Source organism: Cellulomonas sp. PS-H5, assembly GCF_019265565.1.
Taxonomy (GTDB): Bacteria; Actinomycetota; Actinomycetes; order Actinomycetales; family Cellulomonadaceae; genus Cellulomonas.
This window is the reverse complement of the sequence record NZ_JAHVCI010000031.1, coordinates 1-26754: the sequence shown is the minus strand read 5'-3', so window position 1 is coordinate 26754 and position 26754 is coordinate 1. Positions and strand designations below refer to the sequence as shown.

Here is a 26754-nt window from a genome sequence, read left to right as displayed (position 1 = left end):
GCCCGTCACGCTGCGGCGATCGTGGCACGGTCGGCCTTGCGGGGACCCGCCGACGCGTCGACGAGCGCGGCCGCGCGCTCCGGGGCGCCGCCGGTCACGAACGCGCGACGCGGGTCGACGACGGCGCCGAGCGAGGCGATGTCCCGGCCCCCGAGCGCGGCGCCCAGCCAGACCAGCAGGACGCGGAGCTTGCGCTCCCAGGTCGGCACGGCCAGCACGTGGTAGCCGCGGTGGGCGAGCCAGGCGGGCAGGCCGGTGAGCACCAGCCGCCGGAACTGGAACACGCCCTGGTGCCGGCCGAGCGTGGCCACGACCCCGAGGCTGTGGTGCACGTAGTCCCGCGGGCGGCGGCCGCGCAGCGTCGCGACGAGGTTCGCGGCGAGCAGCCGGCCCTGCCGGACGGCGTGCTGCGCGTTCGGGACGGTCAGCGCTCCGGGCGCCCCCGCCAGGTCCGGGACGGCCGCGTCGTCGCCCGCGGCCCACGCGTCCGGGACCACGGCGCCGTCCTCGTCCTCGACGCGCAGGTCGGCGCGCACCCGCACCAGGCCGCGCGCGGTGACGGGGAGGTCGGTGTGCCGGCTCACGACCGGGTTCGCGGCGTTGCCGGCCGTCCAGACGACGAGGCCGGTGTCGAACTCCTCCCCGGTGGACAGCACCGCGTGCCCCGCCACGGCGGACAGCAGCTGCGCGCCGAGGTGCACCCGGGCGCCGCGTCCGCGCAGGTGCCGCACGACCCACGCGCCCGGCCCGTCGGTGACCTCGGGCAGGATCCGGTCGCGGGCCTCGACGAGGTGGAACGCGAGGTCCTCCGGGCCGAGCTCCGGGTACGACGCCAGCAGCGAGGTCGCCAGCGAGAGGGTCTCGCCGAAGGCCTCGACGCCGGAGAAGCCGCCGCCGACGAACGTGAACGTGAGCAGCCGGCGCCGCTCGGGGCCGGGGGGCAGGACCGCCGCGCGGTCGAACGCGGTCAGCACGTGGTCGCGCACGGCCACCGCCTCCTCGACCTGCTTCAACCCGATCGCGGTGTCGACCAGCCCCGGGATCGGCAGCGTGCGGGTGACGGCGCCCGCGGTCACGACGACCACGTCGTAGGCGAGGTCGAACGGCACGCCGTCCCGCGGCGCCACCGTCACCGACCGTGCCGCGTGGTCGATCCGGGTCACCGCTCCGGCCACCAGGCGGGTCCGGCGCAGGTGCCGGCGCAGCGGCACGGTGGCGTGCCGGGCCTCGACGGAGCCCGAGGCCACCTCGGGGAGGAACGGCTGGTACGTCATGTACGGGCGCGGGTCGATGACGGTGACCCGGGCCTCGCCCCGGCGGAGCCTCTTCTCGAGCCCCCACGCGGCGTAGAACCCGGCGTACCCGCCACCGACGACGACGATGTGCTTCACGGCTGCGACCCCTCTTCCTGTCCGGTCGTCTGCATGACGACGCGGGCCCGCGAGATGTGAGGTCGGGGCTCGTGGACGAGAAGAGCGCCCCGCCCGGCACGCAGGTGCGTGTCGCGCAGGGCGCTCCGCTCGGAGGCCGCGGGGTCCGGTGCCCCGGGGGTCAGGCGTTCGTGACGACCAGGGCCACGTTGTGGCCGCCGAAGCCGAACGAGTTGTTGACCACCGCGATGTCGCCCTCGGGCAGCGCGCGCGGGGTGTCCCGGACCAGGTCGAGCACGAGCTCCGGGTCCGGCTTCTCGACGTTGATCGTCGGCGGGGCCTGGCGGTCGTGCACCGCGAGCACCGAGAACACGGTCTCGAGCGCGCCGGCGCCGCCGAGCAGGTGGCCCGTCATCGACTTGGTGGCGGACAGCGCGACCTGGTCGGCGTCGGCGCCGAGGGTCTCGCGGACGCCGCGGGCCTCGATGAGGTCGCCGACGACGGTCGAGGTGGCGTGCGCGTTGACGTGCCGCACGTCCGCCGTGCCGATGCCGGCGTCCTTCATCGCCATCCGCATCGCGGCGATCTGGCCGCGACCCGTCGGCTCGGGGGAGGTGATGTGGTAGCCGTCCGAGGACAGGCCGACGCCGGCGATCTCGGCGTACACCTTCGCGCCGCGGGCGCGGGCGTGCTCCTCGGACTCGACGACGACGATGCCGGAGCCCTCGCCGATGACGAAGCCGTCGCGGTCGACGTCGTAGGGGCGCGAGGCGCGGGCCGGGTCGTCGGACCGGGTCGACAGCGTGCGGGACGCGGCGAACGCGGCCATCGGCATCGGGTGGATGGTCGCCTCGGTGCCGCCGGCGATCACGACGTCGGCGCGCCCGCTGCGGATCATGTCGACGGCGTAGCCGATCGCCTCGGCGCCGGAGGCGCAGGCCGACACCAGGGCGTGCGCCCCGGCGCGGGCGCCGAATTCCAGCTCGACGTACGCGGACGGCGAGTTCGGCATGAGCATGGGGACGGTCATCGGCAGGACGCGGCGGGCGCCCTTCTCGCGCAGGGTGTCCCACGCGTCGAGGGTGGTCCAGATGCCGCCGATGCCGGAGGACACGACGACGCCGAGCCGGTCGGGGTCGACCTCGGGCGAGCCGGCGTCGGCCCACGCCTCGCGGGACGCGATGATCGCGTACTGCGCCGACGGGTCCATCTTCTTCATCTCGGGCCGGGGGAGGACCTCCTCCGGGCGGACCGCGAGCGTGGCGGCGAAGTCGACCGGCAGGCCGTACTTCTCGCTCCAGTCGTTGTCCAGGGTGCGCGCGCCCGACGTGCCGGCCAGGGCGGCCTGCCAGGTGGTGGGGACGTCCCCGCCGAGCGGGGTCGTGGCGCCGAGGCCGGTGACGACGACTCGCGTGCTCATGAGGTGCTCCTGGGTGTCGGGTGCGTGCGGGTGGTTCGGGGGTGCCCCGGGGGTGCCGGGACGCGACCGGGGTCCGCGCCGCGGGAGCGCTCGGCTCCCGTCGACGCCGCGCGAGGCGGCGGCGCGGCGCGGACCCCGGTCGGGTGTCTCAGGCCTGGGCGTTCGAGATGAACGACACCGCGTCGCCGACGGTCGCGAGGTTCTTGACCTCGTCGTCCGGGATGCGGACCTCGAACTTCTCCTCGGCCAGGGTCACGATCGTCATCATCGACAGGGAGTCGATGTCGAGGTCGTCCGTGAACGACTTCTCGGGCAGGACCGAGTCGGTCGGCAGGCCGGTCTCCTCGCTGACGATCTCGGCCAGGCCGGCCAGGATCTCCTGCTCGCTGTGCGCCATCGGTGTCTCCTTGGTTGTGTGCTGCGCCCCACCGTGAGGTGCGGCGACGGTCGTGCGGTCGATGAACGGTACTGCGGTCGCGGCGCCCGTCAGGGCAGCACGACCACCTGGGCGGCGTAGACGAGGCCCGCGCCGAAGCCGATCTGGAGCGCCAGGTCGCCGCTCTTGACCTGGCCCTCGCGGATGAGGCGCTCCGTGGCCAGGGGGATGGAGGCGGCGGACGTGTTGCCGGTGTCGGCGATGTCCCGGCCGACCGCGACGGTCTCGGGCAGCTTCAGCTGCTTGATCATCTGGTCGATGATCCGCATGTTCGCCTGGTGCGGGATGAACGCGTCGATCTGGTCGGCGGTGACGCCCGCGGCGGCCAGGGCCTTCTCGGCGACCGGGGCCATCTGCCAGACGGCCCACTTGAAGACGCTGGGGCCCTCCTGGCGCAGCGTCGGCCAGCCCGCGCCCTTGTCCCGGGTGTCGAGCCACGAGTGGGTCTGGCGGATGGCCTGCGCCTGCGAGCCGTCCGAGCCCCACACGGTCGGGCCGATGCCGGGGAAGTCCGAGGGGCCGATGACGACCGCGCCCGCGCCGTCGCCGAGCAGGAAGGAGATGGACCGGTCCGTCGGGTCGACGAACTCGCTCATCTTCTCCGCGCCGATGACCAGCACGTTGCGCGCGGTGCCGGCGCGCACCAGCGCGTCCGCCTGGCCGATGCCGTAGCAGTAGCCCGCGCAGGCGGCCGACACGTCGAACGCGGCGGCCGGGGTGGCGCCGAGCCGGTCCGCGAGGATCGCGGCGCCCGACGGCGTCTGGTGGAAGTAGGTGACGGTCGCCAGGATGACCGCGTCGATGTCCGCGCCGGTCAGGCCCGCGTTCGCGATCGCCTCGCGGGCGGCGGTCTCCGCAAGGTCGAGCACGTCGGTGTCGGCGCCCGCGCGGACGCGGGTCACCATGCCCGTGCGCTGCCGGATCCACTCGTCGGAGGAGTCGATCGGGCCGACCAGGTCGTCGTTCGGGACGACGTTCTCGCCGCGGGCGGCGCCCAGGCCGAGGATCCGCGTGTGGGCGGGGCCGGTCGCCTGGGTCAGGGTGGGGCGGGTCACTGGGCGGTCTCCCGGGAGTCGTCGGTCGTGGGCGCGGCGCCGGGGGTCGCGGTGTGGCGGGCGACGAGGTCCCGGGCGGCGGGCAGGTCGGCCGGCGAGGTGATCGCGACCGTCTCCACCCCGGGCAGGCTACGCCGGGCCAGGCCCTTGAGCACACCACCGGGGGCGAGCTCCAGCAGGCCGGTCACGCCGAGCTCGACGAGGGTCGCCTGGCACAGGTCCCAGCGCACCGGCTGGGCGATCTGCGACACCAGGCGGGCCACCACGTCGGCGCCGGCGGCGTCCGGGCCGAAGGCGGTGCCGTCGGCGTTGGTGAGCAGCGTCACGCGGGGCGACGCGGCGGCGGCCTCGGCGGCGACGGCGGCGAACGCGTCGCGGGCGGGCTGCATGAACGGGGTGTGGAACGCGCCGGCCACCTGCAGCGGCACGACGCGGGCGCGGGCCGGCGGGTTCTCGGCGAACCGGGCCAGCGCGTCCTGCGCGCCGGCCGCGACGACCTGGCCGCCGCCGTTGACGTTCGCGGGCCACAGGCCGGCCGCCTCGATCGCCGCGAGCACCTCGTCCGGGTCGCCGCCGAGGACGGCGGTCATCCCGGTGGGCTCGGCGGCCGCGGCCTCGGCCATGAACCGGGCGCGCTGCCCGACCAGGGCCACGGCGGCGGCGTCGTCGAGCACGCCCGCGACGGCCGCGGCGGCGAACTCGCCCACCGAGTGCCCCGCCGTGGCGTCCGCCGTCACCGGGCCGCCCTCGTCCTCGAGCGCACGGAGCGCGAGGAGCGAGGTGGACACGATGAGGGGCTGGGCCACCGCGGTGTCGCGGATGGTGTCGGCGTCGGAGGTCGTCCCGTGCGCCGTCAGGTCGACGCCCGAGGCCTCCGAGAAGGCCGCCAGGCGGTCGGCGGATCCGGGCAGCTCGAGCCAGGGGGCGAGCATTCCGGGGGTCTGGGCGCCCTGTCCGGGGCAGACGATCGCGAGCACCCGACCACTCTGCCGGTGCGGACGCGCCGCGCCCGCTCACGACCCGCACACCGTTCCCGAGCCCGACTTGTCCGGGTCCCACAACGCTCGCTGGGTCCCGCGGGGTCCCGCGCGGCGCGAGGTCGGCGGTCGCGCCCGAGGTCGGCGGTTCCGCCGGGGGTGCGGTGGCCGGAACCGACGACCTCGGCGGGGGTCAGGTGCCGGGGTGGTCCAGGCGGCCGACCGCGAGGGCCTGCTGCAGGACGTAGGCCTCGCGCGGGTCCAGGGGGTCCCAGCCCGTCACCTCGGCGACGCGGCGCAGGCGGTACCGGACCGTGTTCGGGTGCACGTAGAGCGTGCGGGCCGCGGCCTCCAGGGACCTGCCCGCCGCCAGGTACGCCGTGAGGGTCTCCAGCAGGCTGCCGGTGCTGGCCAGCAGCGGGACGTACGCCTGCTCGACCAGGAGGGCGCGGGCGCTCGCGTCGCCGACGAGCACCCGCTCGGGCAGCAGGTCGTCGGCGAGCACGGGGCGCGGCGCCTGCGGCCACGCGGAGATCGCGGCCAGCCCGGCGAGCGCGGCGCGGGCGGACCGGGCGGCGTCGGCGAGGTCCTCGCCGGTCGGGCCGAGGACCACGGGGCCGGGGCCGAACCGCGGCAGCAGGGACGCCGCGGCCTCGCGCAGGTCGCCGGTGCCGCCGAGGAACACCACGAGCCGGTCGCCCTGGATGCCGACCAGCGCGTCGTCCGCGGCGCGGCGGGTCGCCCGGCGCAGGTCGGACGTCCGGACGTCGTCGAGCGGGGAGGCGGTGGTGCCGACGACGACCAGCGTGCTGCCGCGGCCGCTCCAGCCGAGCGCCGCGACCCGGGACCGCAGCGAGTCGTCGACGTCGCCGCGCAGCAGGGCGTCCACGACCAGCGCCTCCAGCCGGGCGTCCCAGGCGCCGCGGACCTCGGCGGCGCGGGCGTAGACCTCGGCTGCCGAGAACGCCACCTCGCGGGAGTACCGGAGCACGGCCTCGAGCAGGTCCCGCTCGCCGCCGGGCGCCGCGAGCCGGTCGCTGTGCGACTCCACGACGTCGACCACCACGCGGACCAGCTGCAGCGTGTGCTGCAGGGAGATCGACCGGGTCAGCTCGGGCGGGGCGGTCGCGAAGATCTCGCCGACGCCGTGCGGCGGGCGGGACGGGTCGGCGAACCAGGTGACGAACGCGGTGATGCCGGCCTGGGCGACGAGGCCGACCCAGGAGCGGTCGTCGGCGGGCAGGGCGCGGTACCAGTCGAGGTCCTCGTCCAGCCGGCGCATCGCGGCGGCGGCCAGCACGCCGCTGCCCTCGCGGACGCGGCGCAGGGTCTCGCCGTTGCTCGCGTCCGGCGCGGTGGCGATGCGGCCGGCGCGGGTGCGGGTGCGGGCGGGGGACAGGCCGTCGACCGGGGCGGCGGCCCGCGGGGCGTCGTCGGCCGGGCCCTCGGGCGGCGTCGCGGTCGCGGCGGTCGGGGTCGCGGCGGTCGGGGCCGACGACTCGGCGGGCGACGGCGCGGCGGGCGACGGGGCCGGGGCGGCGCCCTCGGGGGCGGGGGCCGCGGACGTCCGGCGGGGCTGAGGCATGGCGTGAGCATAGGGCCCCGTTGTGGGGAACCGACAAAGGTCCGGGCCGTGGCGGGGGGACCGGCGGGCCGTTCGACCGGTGCGGGACGAGTGCACCGGATAGTGTCGCGTCATGGCTCTGCTGCCCCGACTGCGCCGCCTGCTGGGCCGCCCTGCGCCCGCGTCCCGGATCGGGGCGCGCCGGCCGACGGCTGCCCCCCGGCACGGCGACGTCCCCCAGGAGGACGCCCTGAGGTCCCGCCTCGGCGACGATCCCAACGACGAGCGCGCCTTCGCTGCCCTCGCCGAGATCGTCCGCCGGCACGCCGTGACCGGCGTCGACGACGACCCCCTGACCGCCGAGGCCGACGACGCCGAGCGTCAGCGCGCCGCCGACCTGGCCGTGTGGTCGCTCGGCGAGGAGCTCGCCGGCAACCCGCGGGCCTGGTACCCGCTGGTCGAGGTCGCGCGGCTGTCCGTGCGCGACGACCTGGAGGGGACGCTCCGCCGGCTGACGACCGCCGCCGAGCGCGACCCCTCGGGCGCGGCCCTGGTCGCCGGCCTGCGGCTGCTGCGCGAGGCGGGGCTGCCCGTCGAGGCGCTCGGCCTCGGCACCGGGCACTGGCACCCGAAGGACCACGACCCGGAGGTCGGGCGCGAGCTCGTGCTCGCCGCCGTCGAGGCCGACCGGCCGCTCGACGCCAAGCAGCACCTCGCAAGCCTGGACCTCTACCCGAAGCAGGACGACATCGCCCAGATGCGCCGCGAGCTGACGCGCCTGGTCGACCAGGCGGAGCGGCACGCGGGCGCCTGACGCCCCGCCCGACCCCCGACCGACGAGAGCCCCGCCGACCCGCACGGGTCCGCGGGGCTCTCGCGCGTTGGCTGCCGGTGCCGATGCGGGCCGCGCGCACGGAGTCGCGGGGCCCCGGGTTCGGTGGGTGCAGCCGAGTTCGGCGGTTGCTGGCACCGAACTCGGCGAGAAGCGCCGAACTCGGCTGGGCCCGCGGAACTCGGCTGGGCCCGCGGAACTCGGCCCGCGCGACGACCGACGCCCGGACCCACCGGGGACGGCGACGGGCCCCGCATCCCTCCGTGGAGGGGTGCGGGGCCCGTCGCGTGCGTCAGGCTCGTCCGGTCAGGACTCGCCGCCCGCGTTGCCCGAGGTGCCGGCGGTCACGTCGTGCAGCCGGTACCGCTCGATGGCCTGCGCCGGGGCGTCCGCCGCGACCTTGCCCTCGCGGGCGAGCTGCTGCAGGACGCGGACCACGGTCGACGGGCCGTCGATCTTGAAGTGCCGGCGGGCGGCGGCGCGGGTGTCGGAGAACCCGAACCCGTCGGCGCCGAGCGTGGCGTACCGGCCCGGGATCCACTCGCGCACCTGGTCGGCGACGAGGTGGTCGTAGTCGGTCGTGGCGACGAACGGGCCCTCGGCGCCCTGGAGCTTGGCGGTGAGGTACGGCGTGCGCGCCTCCTCGCCCGGGTTCAGGAACGCGTGCTGGTCGGCGGCCAGCGCCTCGCGGCGCAGCTCGTTCCAGGACGTCACGGACCAGACCGCGGCGTGCACGCCCCAGTCGTCGGCGAGCAGCTGCTTCGCCTCGAGCGCCCACGGCACCGCCACGCCGGACGCGAGGATCTGGGCCTTCGGCCCGTCGCCCTCGGCCGGGGAGAGCAGGTGGATGCCCTTGAGGATGCCCTCGACGTCCACGTCCTCCGGCTCGGCCGGCTGGACGATCGGCTCGTTGTAGACCGTGAGGTAGTAGATGACATCAGGGTCACGGGTGTCGCCGACAGCACTGCCGAACATCCGCTGGATGCCGTCGCGGACGATGTGCCGGATCTCGTAGCCGTACGCCGGGTCGTAGTGCACGACGTGCGGCATCGTGCCGGCCAGCAGCGGCGAGTGGCCGTCGGCGTGCTGCAGGCCCTCGCCGGTCAGCGTGGTGCGGCCGGCGGTGGCGCCGATGAGGAACCCGCGGGTCATCTGGTCGCCGGCCGCCCAGAACTGGTCGGCCGTCCGCTGGAACCCGAACATCGAGTAGTAGAAGTAGAACGGGATCAGCGCCTCGCCGTGCGTGGCGTACGACGTGCCCACCGACTGGAACGCGGCGGCGGAACCGGCCTCGTTGATGCCGGTGTGCATGATCTGGCCGGACTCGGACTCCTTGTAGGAGAGCATGAGGTCGCGGTCGACGGCGAGGTAGTTCTGGCCGTTCGTGTTGAAGATCTTCGCGCTCGGGAAGATCGAGTCCAGGCCGAACGTGCGGGCCTCGTCGGGGATGATCGGGACCAGGCGCTTGCCCAGCTCCTTGTCCTTCACGAGGTCCTTGAACAGCCGCACGAGCGCCATCGTCGTGGCGACCTCCTGCGTGCCGGAGCCCTTCTTCAGCAGCTCGTAGGCCTTGTCGCCCGGCAGCGTCAGCGGCTTGTGCGTCGAGCGGCGCTCGGGCACGTAGCCACCCAGCTGGCGACGGCGCTCCTGGAGGTACTGGATCGCCGGGTCGTCCTGACCGGGGTGGAAGTACGGCGGCAGGTACGGGTTCTCGTCGATCTGCTCGTCCGTGATCGGGATCGAGAGCGAGTCGCGCAGGGCCTTGAGCTCGGCGCCCTTGAGCTTCTTCATCTGGTGCGTGGCGTTGCGCCCGGCGAAGCCGGAGCCCAGGCCGTAGCCCTTGACGGTGTGCGCCAGGATGACGGTCGGCTGCCCGGTGTGCTCGCGCGCGGCCTTGTAGGCGGCGTAGATCTTCCGGTAGTCGTGCCCGCCGCGCTTGAGCGCCCAGATCTCGTCGTCGGTCATCTTCTCGACGAGCTGCTTGGTGCGCGGGTCGCGCCCGAAGAAGTGCTCGCGGATGAACGCGCCGTTCTCCGCGCGGTACGTCTGGTAGTCGCCGTCGGGCGTCTCGTTCATCAGGTGGACGAGCGCGCGGTCCTTGTCGGCGTTGAGCAGGGCGTCCCACTCGCGGCCCCACACGACCTTGATGACGTTCCAGCCGGCGCCGCGGAACTGCGCCTCGAGCTCCTGGATGATCTTGCCGTTGCCGCGGACCGGGCCGTCGAGGCGCTGCAGGTTGCAGTTCACCACGAAGGTCAGGTTGTCGAGACCCTGCTGGGCAGCGTGCTGCAGCATGCCGCGCGACTCGGGCTCGTCCATCTCGCCGTCGCCGAGGAACGCCCAGACGTCCTGCTGGCTGGTGTCCTTGATGCCGCGCAGGTGCAGGTACTTGTTGGTCCACGCCTGGTAGATCGCCGACGCCGGGCCGAGGCCCATCGACACCGTCGGGAACTCCCAGAAGTCCGGCATCAGGCGCGGGTGCGGGTAGGACGGCAGGCCGCCGCCCGGGTGCGAGACCTCCTGGCGGAAACCGTCGAGCTGGTGCTCGGACAGCCGGCCCTCGAGGAACGCGCGGGCGTAGACGCCGGGGGAGGCGTGGCCCTGGAAGTAGATCTGGTCGCCGCCGCCCGGGTGGTCCTTGCCGCGGAAGAAGTGGTTGAGGCCCACCTCGTACAGCGTCGCCACCGACGCGTACGACGAGATGTGGCCGCCGACGCCGACGCCGGGGCGCTGCGCGCGGGTCACCATGACCGCGGCGTTCCACCGGTTCCACGAGCGGTACCGGCGCTCCAGCACCTCGTCGCCCGGGAAGTACGGCTCCTCGTGGACGCCGATGGTGTTGACGTACGGCGTGTTCAGCTCGGCCGGCACCGCGACGTTCCGCTCACGCGCGCGCTTGAGCATGCTCAGCAGCACGTAGCGGGCGCGGGGGCCGCCCTTGTCGTCGATGAGCCCGTCGATGGACTCGACCCACTCGGAGGTCTCCTCGGGGTCCACGTCCGGGACCTGGCTCAGCAGGCCGTTGATGAGCGGTCCGCGCTCGTCCTTCGAAGCCACCAGTGCTCCTCGCCTCTCCACGCGGGGGGCCGGTCGGCCCCGGTGCGCATCTCGGCCCGCCGGCGTGCGCGCCGGTTTCGGTGCGCGCCGCCGCCGGGCGGGTAGTAGGACCATTGTCCGCCGTCCGGACACCGAAAGTCTCCCAGTCCGCCAGTCGGGATGCGTGACGTCCGTGACAATCGGCTCTCAGGAGGGTGGCCCCGGTCACGTCCGGGCACGTCACCGGCCCTTTCCGTGGTGCGCGCGCGGGTCGCACCGCCCGCGGGGGCCGCGGGATGGGGTGCCGGGCGCGGGCCGCGGCCCGGCGGCGCCGTCTTGCGGGCCGGACGCGCTGGTCCGCGCCGCACCGACATCCCGGCGCCACGACGCCGCTTGCCACGCGGACGTGGGGTGCGGTGGGCTACCGTTCGGTGATCATCGAACAGGTGGTGCTCGGGACCGGCCCGGCACGCCCGACGGAAGGAACAGGTCAGGACGTGGCATCCAGCACCGGCGACGCTCCCTCGGGGGCGGGCCGTCTCGGGTTCACCTCGGGCCAGGTGGTCCAGGAGTTCGGTTACGACGACGACGTCGACGACGCCCTGCGGTCCGGGGTCGAGGAGATCACCGGCACGGAGCTCGTCGACGAGGACTACGACGACGTCGTGGACGGCGTGGTCATCTGGTTCCGCGACGAGGACGGCGACCTGGCCGACACCCTCATGGACGCCATGACCGTGCTGGACGACGGCGGCCAGATGTGGGTCCTCACCCCCAAGCCGGGCCGCGACGGCCACGTCGGGCACGACGACATCGAGGAGGCCGCGACGACGGCCGGCCTGCACGCGACGAGCACGTTCTCGATCGCGGGCGACTGGTCCGCGACGCGCCTCGGCAGCCGCGGCCGCGGGCGCTGACCTCCCGGTCGTGAGCGGGGCCGCGGGGCCGCCGGTCGTCGGTGCCGCCGCGCCCGCGCTGACGCTCCCGGACGCGCACGGCGCGCCGGTGGCCGTCGGCGGGCCGTCCGCCCGACCGGTGCTGCTCGTGTTCGTGCCGTTCGCGTTCTCGCGGGTGTGCACCGCCGAGCTCACCGAGCTGCAGGCGCACCTGCCCGAGCTCGCGGGCGTCGACGTCCGGGCCGTGTCCTGCGACCCCGGACCGTCGCTGCGCGCCTGGGCCGAGCAGGACGGGTACACGTTCCCGCTGCTGTCGGACTTCTGGCCGCACGGCGCCGCAGCGCGGGCGTACGGCGTGCTCGACGAGGTCGACGGGTACGCGCGGCGGGGGTCGTTCCTGCTCGACACCGCGGGCGTCCTGCGGTGGTCGGTCGAGTCCGCCGCCGGGGTCGCGCGGCCGTTCGCGGCGTACCGCGAGGCGGTCGCGGGGCTGTGACCTGCGTCCGGGGGCGGCACCCGCACCGGTAGGCTGCGCACCGCAGCAGGGGCCTGTAGCTCAGTTGGTCAGAGCGCCGCGCTTACACCGCGGAGGTCGTCGGTTCGAGACCGGCCGGGCCCACCCGACCCGCACCGACGCACCCACGCCACCCGGTGCCGGTCCGCGGGTCCGTCGCCGGCACCTCGTGACGATCTCGTGAGCGTCCCGCGCACAGCCCGGGCAGTCGCACGGCCACGCCGCCTGAGTGGCCGGTGCGTGGGTGCGGCGGCTCGTACGGTGAACCAGTGCCCCCGCTCTCCCCGCTGCTCCGCCGTGCCCTGGCGACCCTGACCGCCCTGCTCCTGGCGGTGCTCGTGGCCCCGCTGGCGGCGTCGGCCGGGGTGCCCGGCGGGCTGTCGGGGGCGGCGGACCGCGCGGCCGAAGTGCCCGCCGGGTCGCCCGCCCCCGCGGAGCCCGCCGAGGCGCCGTCGCCCGTGCTGCTCGTCGGCGTCACCGGCCTGCGCTGGGACGACCTGAGCGCCGTCGGCACCCCGGCGCTCGCGGAGCTCGCCGCGACGGGCGCCGTCGGGAGCACGGTCGTCCGGAGCGTGCGCTCGTTCACCTGCCCGAGCGCCGGCTGGCTCGCCGTCGGCGCGGGCGGCCGCGCGGACGACACCCGGGTCGCGGACGGGAGCTGCCGCACCCTGGCCGAGCCCGACGCGGCGGGCCGGGTGCCGGGCTGGGGCGACTACGTCGCGGCGACGGACGCCTCCGCGTACGACTCCCGGCTCGGGCTGCTCGGCGACGCCGTCGCGTCGTCGGCTCTCGCCGCGACCGGCATCGGGCCGGGCGCGGCGATCGCGCTCGCCGAGGCGGACGGCCGGGTGGTGGGGGAGCACATCGACCGGCCCGAGGGCGTCGACGACCTGCGCGACGCGACGGCGGCTGCGCTGGCCGGGTCGTCGCTGGTGGTCGTGGACGCGGGCTCGGTGCGCGACCCGGGCCGGGCGACGCGGGACCGCGCGGCGGGCGACCCCGCCGGCGACGAGGCGGACGGGTCCGGCCCCACCCAGGCCGACCCGGCCCAGGAGGTCGGCCCCGAGGTCGTCGCCGAACCGGACCGCGCCGAGCAGGTGCGGGCGCTCGACGCCCGCCTCGGTGCCGTCCTCGACGGCGCCCGCGCGTCCGGTACGGACCCGACGGTGCTGCTGGTCTCGGTCGCCGACTCCGGCCGCCGCGCGCACCTGCAGGTGGCGGCCGCGACGGGCCCCGGCGAGCCCGGCGGCCTGCTCGGCTCCGCCTCGACGCGGCAGCCCGGCCTGCTGCAGACGACCGACGTCGCGCCGACCGTCCTCGACGCGCTCGGCATCCGGGACCACGCCGCCGCGGGCGCGCTCGTGGGCGCGCCGGTCCGGGCCGCCGCCGACGACCGGACGGGGGCCGAGCGGGTCGCGGCGCTCGTCGACCAGAACCGGCGCGCGCAGGCGGTCGCGCCGCGCATTTCGGGGTTCTACGTGCTGTGGGTCGGCCTGAACCTCGCGCTGTACGCCGCGGTGACCGTGGGGCTGACCCGCCGTGGGCGGTCGCTCCTCGCGTGGGTCCGCCGGCGGTCCCGGGCTGCCACGGAGGCGCCCCACGCGGACCAGGAGCAGGCCCAGGCCCGCGGGGTGCTCGAGGTGCTCCGCGTCGCCGCGGTCGCGGTCGCGTCGATCCCGGTGGCGACGTTCCTGGCGAACCTGGTGCCGTGGTGGCGCTCGGGCGAGCCGGGGTGGGTCCTCGGGCTGCTCGTGGCGGCGTTCGCGCTCGTGGCGTCGGCGGCGGCGTACGCGGTCCCGGCGTGGCGGCACGTCCCGCTCGGCCCGGTCGGCGTCGTGGCCGCGATCACGGCGACGGTGCTCGGCCTGGACGTCGCGCTCGGGGCGCGGCTGTCGCTCGACTCGCTGATGGGCCCGGGCTCGCTGGTGGCCGGGCGGTTCTACGGGTTCGGCAACCCGGCGCTCGCCCTGTTCGTCACGGCGACGACCCTGGGCGCGGTCGCGCTCGTCGACCCCCTGGTCCGCCGTGGCCGGCGCCGGGCGGCGACCGCGGTGGTCGCGCTCACCGGGCTGCTGACCCTCGGGGTGGTGTCCGGCATCGTGTCGACGACGCCGACCACCGGGGCGAACTTCGGCGGCCCGCCGGTGGTCGTCGCGGGCTTCCTCGTCCTGGTCGTGGTGACGGCCGGGGCCCGGCTCGGCTGGCGCCGGCTGGTGCTGGTGGTCGGCGCGGGGATCTCGGCCTCGGTCGTGCTGTCCGTGCTCGACTGGCTGCGGCCGGCCGACGAGAGGACGCACCTCGGCCGGTTCGTCGAGACCGTGCTGGACGGCGGGCTGGGCGGCGTCCTGCTCCGGAAGGCCGGGACCAACCTGCGCATCCTGCTCGGCAGCGAGCAGACCCTGCTGGCGATCGGGGGCCTGCTGCTCGTCGTGATCCTCCTCGGCCGCCCCGCGCGCTCGGCGCTGCGGGCGGCCGACGGCGGTCCGTACGCGTGGCTGTCGGGTGGCGCGCCGCTGCGCGCGCTCACGAACGACGCCCCGCTCCTGGTCGGCGGGCTGACGGCGCTCGGGGTCGCGCTGGGGTTCGGGTTCGCGATCAACGACTCCGGCGTCGTCGTGCCCGCGACCGGCGTCGGGCTGGCGGTGCCGCTGCTGGTGGCCGCGTGCGCGACGTGGCTCCTGGGCCGCACCGCCCGCCCGGGCGGGCCTACGCCGGTCGCGCCATCCGCCGCGCCGCTCGTAGGCCGAACACCGCCGCAGGCCCGATCGTCGACCCCGGCCCGGGGTACGTCCGGCCCATGACCGACGCCGAGCTGTTCCCGGCCGCGTACAGCCCGTCGACGACGCTGCCGTCCTCGCGCAGCGCCCTCCCGTCGGCGTCGGTCAGCACGCCGCCCTTGGTGCCGAGGTCCCCGATGACGACCCGGAACGCGGTGAACGGGCCGCGCTCCAGCGGGCCGAGGTTCGGGTTCGGGTGCACCGTCGGGTCGCCGTAGTACCGGTCGTAGGCGGAGTTGCCGCGGCCGAAGTCGCCGTCGACGCCCGAGCGCGCGAAGCCGTTGAACCGCTGCACCGTGGCCCGGAACCGCGCGGGGTCGACGCCGATCCGGTCGGCCAGGTCGGCGAGCGACGGCGACTTCACGTACAGCCCCGCGTCGGCCAGGGCGCGCAGGGCGCGGGGGTCGAGGGCGTAGTTCCGCAGGTAGCGGCGGGCGTGCCGGGCGTCGGCGACCAGCCAGTAGGCGCCGTCCGGGTCGTGCTCGAGCATGTGGTGGCCGAGGTCGACGTAGGACTCGGACTCGTTGGCGAACCGGTCGCCGCGGGCGTCCACGAGGATCGAGTAGGGGAGCGAGCGCTCGCCGACCAGGAACGCGGGCGGCTCGCCCGGCGTCGGCGACGCCACCGAGGCACCCCACCACGCGTCGTCCATGAGCTCGACCGCCGCGCCCGCCTCCTGCGCGATCGCGATCGGCCGGCCGACGTTGCCGGGGTTGCCCGACGGGGCGCCGTCGATGCCGTGGAACTTCTGCCGCCACTCGGCGTTGTGCTCGAACCCGCCGCCGGCGATCATCACGCCGCGGCGGGCGCGCACCACGACCGGCCGGCCCTCGCGGGTGACCCGCACACCCGTGACCCGGCCGTCCTCGACGACCAGCTGCTCCAGCGGGCTCTCCAGCCACAGCGACGCGCCGCCGCGCTGCACGACCGCGTCGAGGAACGACGTCGCGAGGGCGGCCCCGATGCCGGCGAGGCGCTGCCCGCGGGCCACCGCGCCCAGGGTGCGGAACACGAACCGGGCGCCGCGCACGAACCCGGCGGGCGTCGACCAGGCGCGCTCCAGCAGCCACATGTCGTCGGTCTTGATCGGCAGCGGGACCAGGGCGCGGCAGGTCGACCACCAGTCGCCGATCACCTTCGTGTCGAGGGGCTTCGCCTCGATCGCGCGGCCGATCTTCCCGCCCGGCAGCTCCGGGTAGTAGTCCGGGTAGTCGGTCGCCCGCACGAACCGCATGCCGTGCCGCTCCGCCGTGGTGACGAAGTCCGCGACGCCGTCGACGAAGGCCTCCTTGCGTGCCCGGTCCGACGCCCGGCGGACGTCGCCCACGCACGCGTCGAGGTAGGTGAGCGCCTCGGCGCGGGAGTCGCCGACGCCGTCGCGCCGCATCAGGGGGTTGTCCGGGAGCCACATGCCGCCGCCCGACATCGCCGTGCTGCCGCCCCAGCGGTCCGTGCTCTCCAGCAGGAGCACGCTCAGGCCCTCGTCCACCGCGCCCAGCGCCGTGGCGAACCCGGCCGCGCCGGTGCCCACCACCACGACGTCGTAGACGTGCTCGTCGCTCGTGCCCATGCGGTCCTCCTCGACGCGATCCGGACACCGATGTCCGTTTAGGCCTCAGCATGGCCCGCGAGGGCGCCGCGGCGCAACGGCCGGGCGGGTGGCCGGCGCGTGACGCGGCGCGACGCGGCGTCGCGTGCACCGAGCGAGTACTCGACGCGTCGAGCGGGTAGCCAGCGCCTACTCGCTCGACGTGTCGGCTGCTCGGTCGGCCGGAAGGCGGGGCGGCCGGAGGGGCGGGCGCGCTGGCAGAGGGGGCGGAGGGGAGCGGGCGCGGAGCCGGCGCGCGGCGTTCCCCGCGCGGGTCAGGCGTCGGCCGGGCCGTCGACGACGAGCGTCGCGGCCGGGAGCTCGTCCGGCGCGTCGACGAGCAGGCCGCGCAGCCCGAGCACGAGCGCGCGCCGCAGGTGCCGGGCGGCGGCGTCCCCGCTCTCGACGGCGAGCACCCCCTCCGACATCGCGAACAGCAGCCGCAAGTCGTCGGCCGTCACGTCGGGTCGCACGCGGCCCCGGGCGCGGGCGTCCGCCAGCGCCGCGTCGAGCAGCGCGCCCGCCCGGCGCTCGACCTCCGCGACCGCCGGGTCGTCGGCGGCGTGCACGGCCCCGAACAGCCCGGGCGCGGCGACCTGCTGCGCCCCGATCTCGGCGACCAGGTGCTCGACCAGGCGCTCCGGCGGCAGCGTGCCGACGTGCCGCTCCAGCGCGTCGACGCGCGCCGCGTACACCGCCGCGACGAGGGCGAGCCGGTCGGGGAAGTGCCGGTAGAGCGTGCCCCGGCCGACGCCGGCCCGCTGCGCCACGCGGTCGAGCGGGACCGCGGCGCCCTCCTCGCGGAACACGGCCTCGGCCGCGGCGACGATCAGCCGCCGGTTGCGCACCGCGTCCCGTCGCTCCGCCACGTGCCGAGGGTAGGGGACCCGGGTGGCGGGGCGGAGCCGGTGGGCCGAACGCCCGCGCGGCGCCGGTGCCGCGTGCGAGGCTCGGGGGATGGCTGCCGACGACGACCGTCCCGCGCGCGCCCGCCCTCGCGACCTGGTCGAGGTCGTGCACGACGCCCCCGCCGAGGACCCCGACCGCCGGCCCGGGGCTCGCCGCCCCGCCCGCCGCTGGGTCCCGCTCGTGGCGCTCGCGGTCCCGGTTGTCGCCGTCGCGGCGGTGCTCGGCGCGCAGGCCGCGGGCGGCGGCACGTACGACCCCGACGTGGCCGGGGCACGGGTGTCGGAGCGCGCCCACGGGATCATGACGGCGGAGAGCGGCTTCGGGGCCGTCGGGGGGACGGGCGGCCCCGGGATGGCGATGACCGGCAGCTCGTCGGAGGCCCCGGAGCGCGGGGCGCACGACTTCACCGTCGTGTGCGCCTCGGAGCGCGGCCGCGGTGCCCACCTGACCGTCCGGGTCGGCGGCGAGGTCGTCGGCGAGGCGGATGTGGCGTGCTCGAACGGGGCAGACCCGGACGCGGACCCCCTGGTCACCGTGCTGCCGCTGGAGGAGCTCGGCGCCGGCTGGTCGTACGAGGTCGAGTCCGAGACGCAGGCCGCCGTCGCCGTCGCCGTCGTCCTCTCCTGACCGCGGCTCACCCCCGGCGCGTGACGACGCGGCGCGCGCCGGACGGCACGCTGGCGGCGTCGGGTCAGGACGCGGCGCGGGAGGGGGCGGGGCGGTGCTCTACCACATCCGGGTCGTCGGCCCCGAGCGGGACCTCGGCGGGCTGGGCGACTACGCCGACATCGTGGCGGCGCCGACCGGGGACGGAGCGATCCTGTCCTGCGAGGTGCCGGACGCCTCGGGCCTGACCGGGGTGGTGGCGCTGCTCTGCGACCTCGGGGTGGACATCGCGGAGCTCCAGGCGGTGTCCCGCCGCGCGTGACGCCGGCGGTCACACCAGGGCGCGGAGCACCGGCGACCACCCCGGCCCCGGCTCCGGGGCGTAGAGCCGCAGCACCAGGCTGAACGGCCCGGGCGGCACGGGGAGCCACCCGGCCCGGCCGGCGGCGTCGACCGGGGTCTCGTGCTGCAGCGCCACGACCAGCGCGCCGTCGGGTGCCCGGGGCAGGTCCGGCGTCCCCGGTCCGAGGGCGTACCGACGGGCGCGGTTCGCGACGAGCTCGCCCGACGGCTCGGCGTGCGCCGCGAGCGACCAGTGCAGCCGGGCGGGGACCGGGGCGGGCAGGGTCATCCGGTACCGCCGGTGGCCGGCCAGGGGTTCGCCGTCGACGGCGCGCCACCGCAGGGTGCGGACCTCGTCGGGCTCGGGCGCGTGCAGCTCGTGCTCCGCGGCGACGGCCCGCCGCAGCGCCGCCGACCCGGCCCCGGCCCCGCCCTCCGTCGCCGCCTCCAGGCCCTCCCGGCGCAGCGCGTCCTCGAGCTGCGCCGCCCCCAGCGCCGCCCCGCGGGCGACCAGCACCCGGGTCCGCGCGTCCGGGCCGCGCGCCCCCCACCCGTCCGGCCCGCCGGGCAGCACGCCGAGGCGTACCCACCGCTCGACGCGCTCGCGGTCCGCCGGATCGGTGGGCCGCGCGAGCCGGAGCAGCAGGGCGAGGTAGTCGACGAACCCGGCCCCCCAGGCGCGCTCCTCGTCCCACGGCAGCCACGCGACCGACGGCGCCGGCCGGGGCGGGGTGACGCCGCCGAGCGCGTGCAGGGGCCGCACCCGGTACGCCCGCTGCACGGCCCGCGCGGCGGGCAGGTCGCCGGGCCGGGGCACCGCGGTGCGGGTGAGCACCCGCACCAGCGACGACGCCGACCGCAGCACCCCACGCACCCCGGGCGGGACCGGCCCGTCCCAGCCCGGGCCGACGACGGCCCAGTCACCCGCGCGCGTCCCGGTTCGCGCGGCCCCGACGTGGGCGACGGTGCGCCCCAGCAGGTCGATCACCTGCGCCCCGGAGTACAGCCCGGCGGGCAGGTCGGCGTGGCCGACGACGGCGGGCTCGGCCCGCAGGTCGAGCCAGGCGCTCGACCGCAGCAGCAGCGGGTCCGCGGACCGGGTGCCGTCGCCGGGCGCGGGCGGCCCGTCGTCGTGGTCGAGCAGCCCGAGCGCCGCGACCCCGGTCCGCAGCTCGGTGCGCAGCTCCCGGTATCCCAGGAGCGCGGGGTGCGCCCACACCGCGGCCTCGGCGGCGGCCCGCACCACCTCCGGGTCGTGCGGGACCGGAACCGGTGCGGGCAGGGTCTCCGGCATCGCCCACCGTCCTCGCGCCCGTCCCGCACCGACGCCCACCAGCACAGCCGTGCGCGCCGCGCGTGGCCTCACCCGCGGCGCGTGAGCCGGGCACCGCGGGACCGCGGATCTGCGCGCGGGCCCCGGGCTCACCCGGCGCGGGTGAGGGAGTCAGGGGAGAACGTGACTCACGATCACCCCGGATCTGTCACTGTGGTGGCGGGCCAACCCGGGACGCGCGAGCAGGCGGTCTACGGTGAGGTCGGGCACGCGTCGGGGGGCGTGGAATGGACGCTGGGGACATCGGCGGGGCGGCACGTCGTGGGCGACCGGGCGTGCCTCGCGGTCGCGCGGCCCCGGGGGGCAAGTTCACGGTCCCGCGACCGCCGCGCGGCCTGGTCGTGCGGTCGCGGTGCGACGAGGCGCTGGCGGCGACGGTGGCCGCGCACCGGCTGACGGTCGTGAGCGCGCCGGCGGGTTTCGGCAAGACGACGCTGCTCGCGCAGTGGGTGGCGCGCGCGCCGGGCCGGGTGGCGTGGGTCTCGCTCGACCCGCTCGACGACGAGCCCGGGCGCCTGGTGCGGGTCCTGGGCGACGCGCTCGCGCGGATCGCGCCCGGCGCCCGGCCCGAGGAGGACCCGGTGCCCGATCGGGGGGTGGCGACCGTCGCCCGGCGGCTGGACGCCCTGGTCACGGCGCTCGAGGCGCTGCCGCCCGAGACGGTGGTGGTGCTGGACGACGTGCACCTGCTCTCCGCCCGCACCTCCCGCGAGGTCCTCGGCCCGGTGCTCCGCTACGCCGGTCCCCGGTTCGTGCTGGCGGGCCGGTACGACGCGGCGCTGCCGGTCAACCGGATGCGCATGGCCGGCGAGGTCGGCGAGCTCCGGGAGCGGACCCTGGCGTTCACGGAGGAGGAGGTTGGCGACGTCGTGCGCGCGGTGGGCGTCCCGGGCGACGCCGCGGCGGTCCGGGCGCTCTGGGAGATCACGCGCGGCTGGCCGGTCGCGGTGCGGCTGGCGCTCGCGGCGGACGTGCTCAGCGGGTCGGGCGAGCCGCTGGCGCACCTGCGCGACCGCGACGTGCCGATCACGGGGTACCTGGTGGAGGAGGTCGTCGGGTCGCTGCCGGACGACCTCGCCGACTTCGTGCTGCGCGCGAGCGTGGCCGACCAGGTCGACCCCGAGCTCGCCGAGGCGCTGGTGCCGGGCGGGGCCCGGCTGCTCGACGAGTGCGTCGGCCGCGGGCTGTTCCTCACCGACGTCGGCGACGCCGGTGACGGCCCGGTGTACCGGTGGCACGCCCTCGTGGCCGCGCACGCGCGGGTCGTCCTGACCCGCCGGGACCCGCTCGCGGCGCGGGTGGCGCACCGGGTGGTCGCGGCCCACCTCGGTCCTCGCGACCCTGCGGCGGCGATCCGGCACGCCCTCGACGGGCACGCGCCGGACCTCGCGGCACGGGTGCTCGGCGAGCGGTGGCCGGACCTCGTGGTGCGCGGCGACGTCGGCCAGGTGCGCGGGCTGCGCGCGGCGCTGCCGCCGCGGTACCGCAGCGACCCCGACGTCCTGCTGGCGCTCGCGGCCGCGCACGCCTACGAGGCCGACGGTGCGGGCGACGACGACGGCGGGCCGGCGTGGGTCGGCGAGCTGGTGCGGACGTTCCTCGGCCCGGGCCGCCCGGCGCTGGAGGAGTCGGTGCGCCGCGGGCGGGCCCTGCTCGACGGCGGGGTGCCCGACAGCGGGGTGCCCGACGACGCCGTCCGGGCGCTCGCCCTGTACCTCGTGGGCCGCGCGGAGCTGCAGCAGTACGGACCCGACCCGGCCGCGCTCGGGCACCTCGCGGCTGGCGGGGCGCTCGCCGCCGAGCGGGGCTGGGTCGCGCTCGAGCTCGGCTGCCGGGCGGAGGAGGCGCTCGCCGCCTCCCTGCGCGGCGACGTCGGCGCCGCGCTGGACGGGGCGCGGGCCGTGCTCGCCACCGCGGCGCTGCACGAGTGGCAGGGCGCGAGCATCGTCGCCTCGGCCCACCTGGCGTGCGGCGTCGCGTCGTACTGGCGCGACGAGCTGTGCGCGGCCGCCGGGCACCTGCGGGCAGCGATCGAGGCCGCGGGCCGGAACCGGCGCGAGGTCGCGGTGCACGCCGCGGGCGTGCTGGCCATCGTCTGCCTGGCGCAGGGCGACGCGCCCGGGCTCGCGCGGGCCCGGGAGATCACCGACGCCCCCTGGCCGGACGGCGCCGCGCCCGAGCACCTGACGGCGTTCCGCGACTTCCTCACCGCCGTGCAGCTGGGCGCCGAGGACCGGCCGCGCGAGGCGCTGGCGATCGTCGACGAGACGTCGGTCGCGTTCGCGGACCCGCTCGCCCTCGGCTGGCAGAGCGACCAACTGCTGCGCATCGGGGACATCGAGGGCGCGGAGCGCGCGCTGCGGGCGGCCGAGCGCGCCGCGGCCGGTGCGGCGGCCGTCCTCGGGGCGACGCCCGCGCAGGTGCGGGTCGCGAACCTGGCGGCCGCCGCCGCGCTGCACGCCGACGAGGACGCGGGCGCGGCGCACGTGGCGCTGGAGGCGGCGCTGGCGGCCGCGGCGCCGCACGGGCTCGTCCGCCCGCTCCGGGACCGCGCGGCCGCGCTGCACCCGCTGCTGTCGGCGCACCTCGAGTGGGGGAGCGCGCACGAGCCGCTGGTCACGCGGCTGCTCGTCGCCGAGCACGAGGCCCCGACGCCGCGGGCCTCCGCCTGGGACCTGACGCCGCGGGAGCGGGACGTGCTGGCCTGCCTGCGGTCGTCCCTGACCTCGGAGGAGATCGCCGGCTCGCTGTTCCTGTCGATCAACACGGTGAAGACCCACATGCGGGCGATCTACCGGAAGCTCGGCGTCGACGGGCGGCGCGCCGCCGTGCGGACGGCGGTGCAGCGCGGCCTGCTCTGACCCGCCGGCCCCGCGTCAGGTCGACACGGGCCGCAGCTCGCCGCCGTGCACGACCAGCGCCCAGAGCACCGTGACGCACAGCCCGATCGAGACCAGGGACCACCACGGCGTCGCCGGCAGGGCGGCGAACTGCAGCAGCAGCTCCAGGCCGACCAGGACCACCGCGGTCACCCGGGCCCAGGTGGCGGCCGTGGTCAGCAGGGAGATGCCGACCACGAACACCAGGGCCGACACCGCGAGGTGCACCCAGCCCCACGTCGAGACGTCCACCGCCGCCAGCCCGTAGCTCGTCCAGGCGACGATCGTGTGCGGCGAGAACACCGCGACCAGGCCGCTGAACATCCCCCACAGGCCCATGAGGATCATCATGAGCGCGGCGAACCAGATCCAGCCGACCCAGGCGGTCTCCCGCGGCCGCACCCGGGTACCCGGGTCCGCGGAGGCCTTCGTCATGGCCGTCCTCCTCCCGACCGGGGCGTGACCCGGTCCCCGCTCCGGCTCCGGCGACCGCTCAGGCGTTCTGCTCGAACACCTCGCGCAGCCGCGCCTCCTCCTCCTCGGAGAGGTTCGTCTGGATCAGCTCGGGGTGGATGCCCTGCTCCTTGAGCGCCCCGAAGACCTTGTCCGGCACGGCGCCGGACGACAGCAGGAACAGCGCCGACGTGCCCGGCGTGACCTTGCTGCGCACCGACTGGATGAAGTCGTCGTCGATGCCGACGTCGGTGAGCGACCCGGCGAGCGCGCCGGCCGCCGCACCGATCGCGGCGCCGATGAGCGGGATGAAGAACAGCAGGCCGAAGAGCATGCCCCAGAAGGTGCCGCCCAGGGCGCCCGCGGCGGCGAGGCTGTGCGCCTGCCGGGTCTTCGGCTTCGACTTGTCCGGGTCCCAGGACACCGTGGCGGCGTCGTGCACCTGGATGAGCTCCTGCTTCGCCAGCGACTCGAGCGCCTGCTCGGCCTGCTGCGCGCCGCCGGGGGTCTCGAACTTCCACACGCTGAGAGTGGCCACCGTCGTGCTCCTTCGTCGGTTCGTCGTGCTCGTCGGTCTCGTCGCCGGGTGGGACGTCTGCCAGCCTCACCGGGGCGGCGAACGCCGCGCATCGCCCGGGCCGGGTGACCCCGCCGGTCCGCGGCGGGTCATCCGCGGAGGACGACGCCGCGGGGCCGCCGGGGCGCGAGGCTCGTCGCGAGCACCGACGACCGGGGGGAGTCGCCATGCCCGAGGACCGCGCCGCGACAGCGCTCGGCCACCCCGCGGACGCGGGCGCGCAGGAGCGGGCCGGTCGCACCCCGGGGGGGCCGGATCCGGTGCTCGCGCCGGGGGCGACGCGCCTCGCGCTCGCCGCGGTCGCCGCCGCGGGCGGCCTGGCCCTGGTCGTCGCGCGCGCCCGCGCCGGCGTCGCGCTCGAGCCCGTCGCGTGGGAGGCCGCCGCGCAGGTGGTGGGCGCCGCGACGCTGCTGCTGCGCCGGGAGGTGGTGGCGCTCGCGGTCTGCCTCGCGCTGTGCCTGGTGTCGCCCGTGCTCGCGACCCCGGTCGCGCTGTACCTGGTCGCGCGGTGGGCCGGTCCACGCGCGGTCTGGCTCGGTCTGGTCGCCGCGCTGCTGATGGTCTGGCCCGTGTGGCAGGTCACCGCGTTCCGCACGGGCGTGGCGGTGCCGCTCCTGCTGCTGCTCGACGTGCTCGTGCCCTGGCTGGCCGGGCGCGGGCAGCGGTCGGCGGCGCACGCGGCGGTGCTGCGGGTCGCCCAGGAGCGCGCCGCCGCACAGGCCGCCACGCTCGCGGTCCGGCGGGCCGAGCGCACCCGGCTCGCCGGGGAGCTGCACGACGTCGTCGCGCACCGGATCAGCCTGATCGTGCTGCACGCGAACCTGCTGGACGCCGCCACGGACGACCCGGCCGTGCACGCCGCAGCGGGGGAGATCCGGGACACCGGGCGCGCGGCGCTGGACGAGATGCGCGAGGTGCTGCGGCTGCTGCGGCGGGACCCCGGCGAGGACGGGCTGGCCCGGCACGCGCTGCCGGAGGTCGAGGGGCTGGTCGCCGCCGCGCGGGACGTCGGGCAGCCCGTCACCGCCGTGGTCGCCGCCGCGCACCGCGACCCGCCCGACCCCGCGGAGCGCACCGCCGTCCGGGTCGTCCGCGAGGGCCTGACCAACGCCGTCCGGCACGCGCCCGGCGCGGGCACCCGGGTCCTGGTCGAGGACGCCGGGCCCGAGCTGCACGTCCAGGTGCTCACGACCGAGGCGCGGTCGGTGCCGACGGGGCTCACCACCGGCGGCACCGGCCTGGCCGGGCTGCGGGAGCGGGTGGCGCTGGTCGGCGGCCGGCTGGACGCCGGGCCGACGCCGGCGGGCGGGTTCCTGCTCGACGCCCGGCTGCCGAGGCGGGCGACGCCGGCGTGATCCGGGTGCTGGTCGTCGACGACGAGGCGCTGTTCCGGCAGGGCATCGCCCGCCTCGTCGCCGCCGCGCCCGACCTCGAGGTCGTCGGCGAGGCGGCCGACGGGCGGGCCGCCGTCGAGCAGGTGCGCGCGCACCGGCCCGACGTCGTGCTGCTCGACATGCAGATGCCGGTGATGGACGGCCTGAGCGCCGCCCAGGAGATCCTGCGGGCGGGCACCGGCGCGGCCGTGGTCGTCCTCACCAGCTTCCTGTCCGACCGGTACATCGTCCCGGCGCTCCGGCTGGGGGCCGCCGGCTACCTGCTCAAGGACAGCTCGGTCGACGAGCTGCACCGGGGGATCCGCGCCGCGGCGGCGGGGGACGCGATGCTGTCGCCGACCGTGACCCGGCGGCTGCTCGACGCCGTCGGGCCCGCGCTGTCCGGGCTGGCGCAGGAGGCCCGGGACCGGGTCGCGCCGCTCAGCGCCCGGGAGCGGGACGTGCTCGCCTGCGTGGCGGAGGGGCTGTCGAACGCAGAGACGGCGCGGCGGCTGTACCTGGCGGAGCCGACCGTGAAGGCGCATCTGGCGCACGCGATGACGAAGCTCGGCGTCGACAACCGGACCCAGGCGGCGATCGTGGCGCACGACGCGGGGCTGGTGCCGCCGGGCTCGGGCTGAGCCGCACGGGCTCGAGGAGCATCCGTTCGGACCGGGTCGGACGAGCCGGTCGGACGAGGCCGTGGGGGTGCCCGCGGCGGCAGCGTGGTGGGTGTCGACGGGGGCGGGCAGGCCGCCCCCGCACAGCCACCAGGAGCCCGCCATGTCGTCCCTCGCCCTCGTCCTCGCCGCGTCCGTCTCCGGCGCGACGCTCGTCCTCCCGGCCGCCCCCGCGACACCGGCGACGGACCTCGCGGCGGCGGACGGGCACGGGATCGTCTGCACGGCTGCGGCCCCGGCGGCGTCGACGCGGGTGCTGCGGTCCGCCGCCTGGACCGAGGACGTCCCCGGGTGGACCGAGACCGTCCGCGAGGCGTGGACCGACACGGTGCCCGGCTGGACCGAGACGGTGCGCGACGCCTGGACCGAGGAGGTGCCGGCGTGGACGGAGACCGTCCGCGAGGCGTGGTCCGAGCGGGTGCTCGTCACGCCCGCGCACACCGTCGAGGAGGTCGTCACGGAGGCCTGGGAGGAGACGGTCGTGGACGCGCCGGCGTGGACCGAGACGGTCGACCACCCCGCCGTCACGCGCACCGTCGAGCACCCGGCCGTCACCCGGACCGAGTGGCTGATGCGGCAGAAGAACGGCAACGGCGAGACGTGGACCGCGGACCGGTCCACGTTCCCCGGGAACGGCTGGCGGGTCGTCGACCAGCGGGAGACCGTCGTGACGCCTGCGTGGACCGAGACCGTCGTCGACCGCGCCGCGTGGACCGAGACGATCGAGCACGCGGCGGTGACGCACGTCGAGCAGCACCCCGCGGTCACCCGGACCGTCGAGGTCCCCGACGAGTGGGGCACCGTCGAGCACCCGGCCGAGACCGTCGAGCACCCCGCGACGACCGTGCAGCACCCGGCCGAGACGGTCGACCACCCCGCCCGGACGGTCGAGCACGCGGCCGTCACGGTCGACCACCCGGGGCGGACGGTCCTGCACCCGGCCGTGCTCGACGAGCTGCCCGGCGACCCCGCCGCGGCGTCCTGCGTGGCGGCCGCCGACCCGGACGCGGTGCCGGTCGCGGCGGCGCTGGCGGCCCCCGCGCTCGTAGGCCCTGCGGCGCTGCCGGCCGACGCGGTCGCGCCGGCGGCGGCGACGTCGTCGGCCGTGCTGGCGGCAACCGGCTCGGACGCCGCGGG

At 76.9% G+C, this 26754-nt stretch carries 22 protein-coding genes and 1 tRNA gene; 11 read left to right on the top strand and 12 right to left on the bottom strand.

Going from position 1 to position 26754, the window contains the following annotated elements; translation table 11 throughout:
- Window positions 1-5: 5 nt before the first annotated feature.
- The 6 genes from J5O08_RS12725 to J5O08_RS12700 all read right to left on the bottom strand — a co-directional run bounded on the left by J5O08_RS12725 (window position 6) and on the right by J5O08_RS12700 (window position 6843).
- The gene (locus J5O08_RS12725) at window positions 6-1391 is read right to left on the bottom strand and encodes an FAD-dependent oxidoreductase (protein ID WP_218707253.1); all 1386 of its coding nucleotides are present in this window, start codon (window positions 1389-1391) and stop codon (window positions 6-8) included.
- Between the two features lie 160 nt (window positions 1392-1551).
- The gene (locus J5O08_RS12720) at window positions 1552-2790 is read right to left on the bottom strand and encodes a beta-ketoacyl synthase (RefSeq protein ID WP_147796316.1); all 1239 of its coding nucleotides are present in this window, start codon (window positions 2788-2790) and stop codon (window positions 1552-1554) included.
- A 148-nt stretch (window positions 2791-2938) separates the two neighbouring features.
- Window positions 2939-3187: an acyl carrier protein gene (locus tag J5O08_RS12715; RefSeq protein WP_146838928.1), complete on the bottom strand. Its 249-nt coding sequence runs from the start codon at window positions 3185-3187 to the stop codon at window positions 2939-2941.
- Window positions 3188-3276: 89 nt separating this feature from the next.
- Entirely contained in the window at window positions 3277-4281 is a 1005-nt protein-coding gene (locus tag J5O08_RS12710; RefSeq protein WP_218707252.1) for a beta-ketoacyl-ACP synthase III, read from the bottom strand.
- A complete protein-coding gene (locus J5O08_RS12705) occupies window positions 4278-5258 on the bottom strand; it encodes an ACP S-malonyltransferase (RefSeq protein ID WP_218707251.1) in 981 nt (326 codons plus the stop codon). The genes J5O08_RS12710 and J5O08_RS12705 overlap by 4 nt, the downstream gene beginning before the upstream one ends.
- Window positions 5259-5451: 193 nt before the next feature.
- Window positions 5452-6843 carry a CdaR family transcriptional regulator gene (locus J5O08_RS12700; protein ID WP_255589754.1) on the bottom strand — a complete coding sequence of 464 codons (1392 nt, stop codon included), beginning with the start codon at window positions 6841-6843 and terminating at the stop codon, window positions 5452-5454.
- 112 nt (window positions 6844-6955) lie between these two features.
- Here J5O08_RS12700 and J5O08_RS12695 point away from each other — a divergent pair, with 112 nt between their 5' ends.
- Window positions 6956-7636, top strand: coding sequence for a hypothetical protein (locus J5O08_RS12695; RefSeq protein ID WP_217614088.1), 681 nt, complete (start codon window positions 6956-6958; stop codon window positions 7634-7636).
- Between the two features lie 324 nt (window positions 7637-7960).
- Here J5O08_RS12695 and aceE read toward each other — a convergent pair whose 3' ends face one another.
- Entirely contained in the window at window positions 7961-10711 is a 2751-nt protein-coding gene (aceE, locus tag J5O08_RS12690; protein WP_218707249.1) for a pyruvate dehydrogenase (acetyl-transferring), homodimeric type, read from the bottom strand.
- Window positions 10712-11187: 476 nt separating this feature from the next.
- Here aceE and J5O08_RS21035 point away from each other — a divergent pair, with 476 nt between their 5' ends.
- The 4 genes from J5O08_RS21035 to J5O08_RS12670 all read left to right on the top strand — a co-directional run bounded on the left by J5O08_RS21035 (window position 11188) and on the right by J5O08_RS12670 (window position 14901).
- Entirely contained in the window at window positions 11188-11607 is a 420-nt protein-coding gene (locus J5O08_RS21035; RefSeq protein WP_147796321.1) for a DUF3052 domain-containing protein, read from the top strand.
- A 10-nt stretch (window positions 11608-11617) separates the two neighbouring features.
- Entirely contained in the window at window positions 11618-12082 is a 465-nt protein-coding gene (locus J5O08_RS12680; RefSeq protein ID WP_218707245.1) for a redoxin domain-containing protein, read from the top strand.
- A gap of 49 nt (window positions 12083-12131) precedes the next feature.
- Window positions 12132-12205 (top strand) — tRNA-Val (locus tag J5O08_RS12675).
- A gap of 164 nt (window positions 12206-12369) precedes the next feature.
- Window positions 12370-14901, top strand: a complete 2532-nt coding sequence (locus tag J5O08_RS12670) for a hypothetical protein (protein ID WP_218707243.1) — start codon at window positions 12370-12372, stop codon at window positions 14899-14901.
- On the opposite strand, the gene J5O08_RS12665 is transcribed toward J5O08_RS12670, so the two are convergent.
- On the bottom strand, window positions 14807-16447 hold the full coding sequence (locus tag J5O08_RS12665; RefSeq protein WP_218707242.1) for an FAD-binding protein: 1641 nt from the start codon (window positions 16445-16447) through the stop codon (window positions 14807-14809). The two genes, J5O08_RS12670 and J5O08_RS12665, sit on opposite strands and share 95 nt — an antisense overlap.
- Before the next feature lie 293 nt (window positions 16448-16740).
- Window positions 16741-17334, bottom strand: a complete 594-nt coding sequence (locus J5O08_RS21030) for a helix-turn-helix domain-containing protein (protein ID WP_308281600.1) — start codon at window positions 17332-17334, stop codon at window positions 16741-16743.
- 88 nt (window positions 17335-17422) lie between these two features.
- Between J5O08_RS21030 and J5O08_RS21025 the strand changes: the two genes are divergently transcribed.
- Entirely contained in the window at window positions 17423-18001 is a 579-nt protein-coding gene (locus J5O08_RS21025; RefSeq protein ID WP_255589753.1) for a hypothetical protein, read from the top strand.
- A gap of 94 nt (window positions 18002-18095) precedes the next feature.
- Window positions 18096-18302 carry a hypothetical protein gene (locus tag J5O08_RS12650; RefSeq protein WP_147796328.1) on the top strand — a complete coding sequence of 69 codons (207 nt, stop codon included), beginning with the start codon at window positions 18096-18098 and terminating at the stop codon, window positions 18300-18302.
- Window positions 18303-18311: 9 nt separating this feature from the next.
- On the opposite strand, the gene J5O08_RS12645 is transcribed toward J5O08_RS12650, so the two are convergent.
- Entirely contained in the window at window positions 18312-19616 is a 1305-nt protein-coding gene (locus J5O08_RS12645) for a DUF1254 domain-containing protein (RefSeq protein WP_218707236.1), read from the bottom strand.
- A gap of 314 nt (window positions 19617-19930) precedes the next feature.
- On the opposite strand from J5O08_RS12645, the gene J5O08_RS12640 reads away from it, so the two are divergent.
- Window positions 19931-22516, top strand: a complete 2586-nt coding sequence (locus J5O08_RS12640) for a LuxR C-terminal-related transcriptional regulator (protein ID WP_308281599.1) — start codon at window positions 19931-19933, stop codon at window positions 22514-22516.
- Between the two features lie 15 nt (window positions 22517-22531).
- Here the strand turns inward: J5O08_RS12640 and J5O08_RS12635 are convergent, their stop codons facing one another.
- Both J5O08_RS12635 and J5O08_RS21665 read right to left on the bottom strand, forming a co-directional pair.
- Window positions 22532-22969 (bottom strand): hypothetical protein, encoded by a 438-nt coding sequence (locus J5O08_RS12635; RefSeq protein WP_218707234.1) that lies wholly within the window; start codon window positions 22967-22969, stop codon window positions 22532-22534.
- 58 nt (window positions 22970-23027) lie between these two features.
- Window positions 23028-23525, bottom strand: a complete 498-nt coding sequence (locus J5O08_RS21665) for a DUF1269 domain-containing protein (protein ID WP_218707233.1) — start codon at window positions 23523-23525, stop codon at window positions 23028-23030.
- A 206-nt stretch (window positions 23526-23731) separates the two neighbouring features.
- Between J5O08_RS21665 and J5O08_RS12625 the strand changes: the two genes are divergently transcribed.
- The 3 genes from J5O08_RS12625 to J5O08_RS12615 form a co-directional block, all read left to right on the top strand.
- Complete coding sequence (locus J5O08_RS12625; RefSeq protein WP_218707231.1) at window positions 23732-24919, top strand: sensor histidine kinase; 1188 nt, start codon at window positions 23732-23734, stop codon at window positions 24917-24919.
- On the top strand, window positions 24916-25578 hold the full coding sequence (locus J5O08_RS12620) for a response regulator transcription factor (protein WP_218707229.1): 663 nt from the start codon (window positions 24916-24918) through the stop codon (window positions 25576-25578). Before J5O08_RS12625 ends, J5O08_RS12620 begins: the two co-directional genes overlap by 4 nt.
- Before the next feature lie 142 nt (window positions 25579-25720).
- Window positions 25721-26754, top strand: a 1034-nt coding sequence (locus J5O08_RS12615; protein ID WP_218707227.1) for a hypothetical protein, incomplete at its 3' end; no start/stop codon positions are given.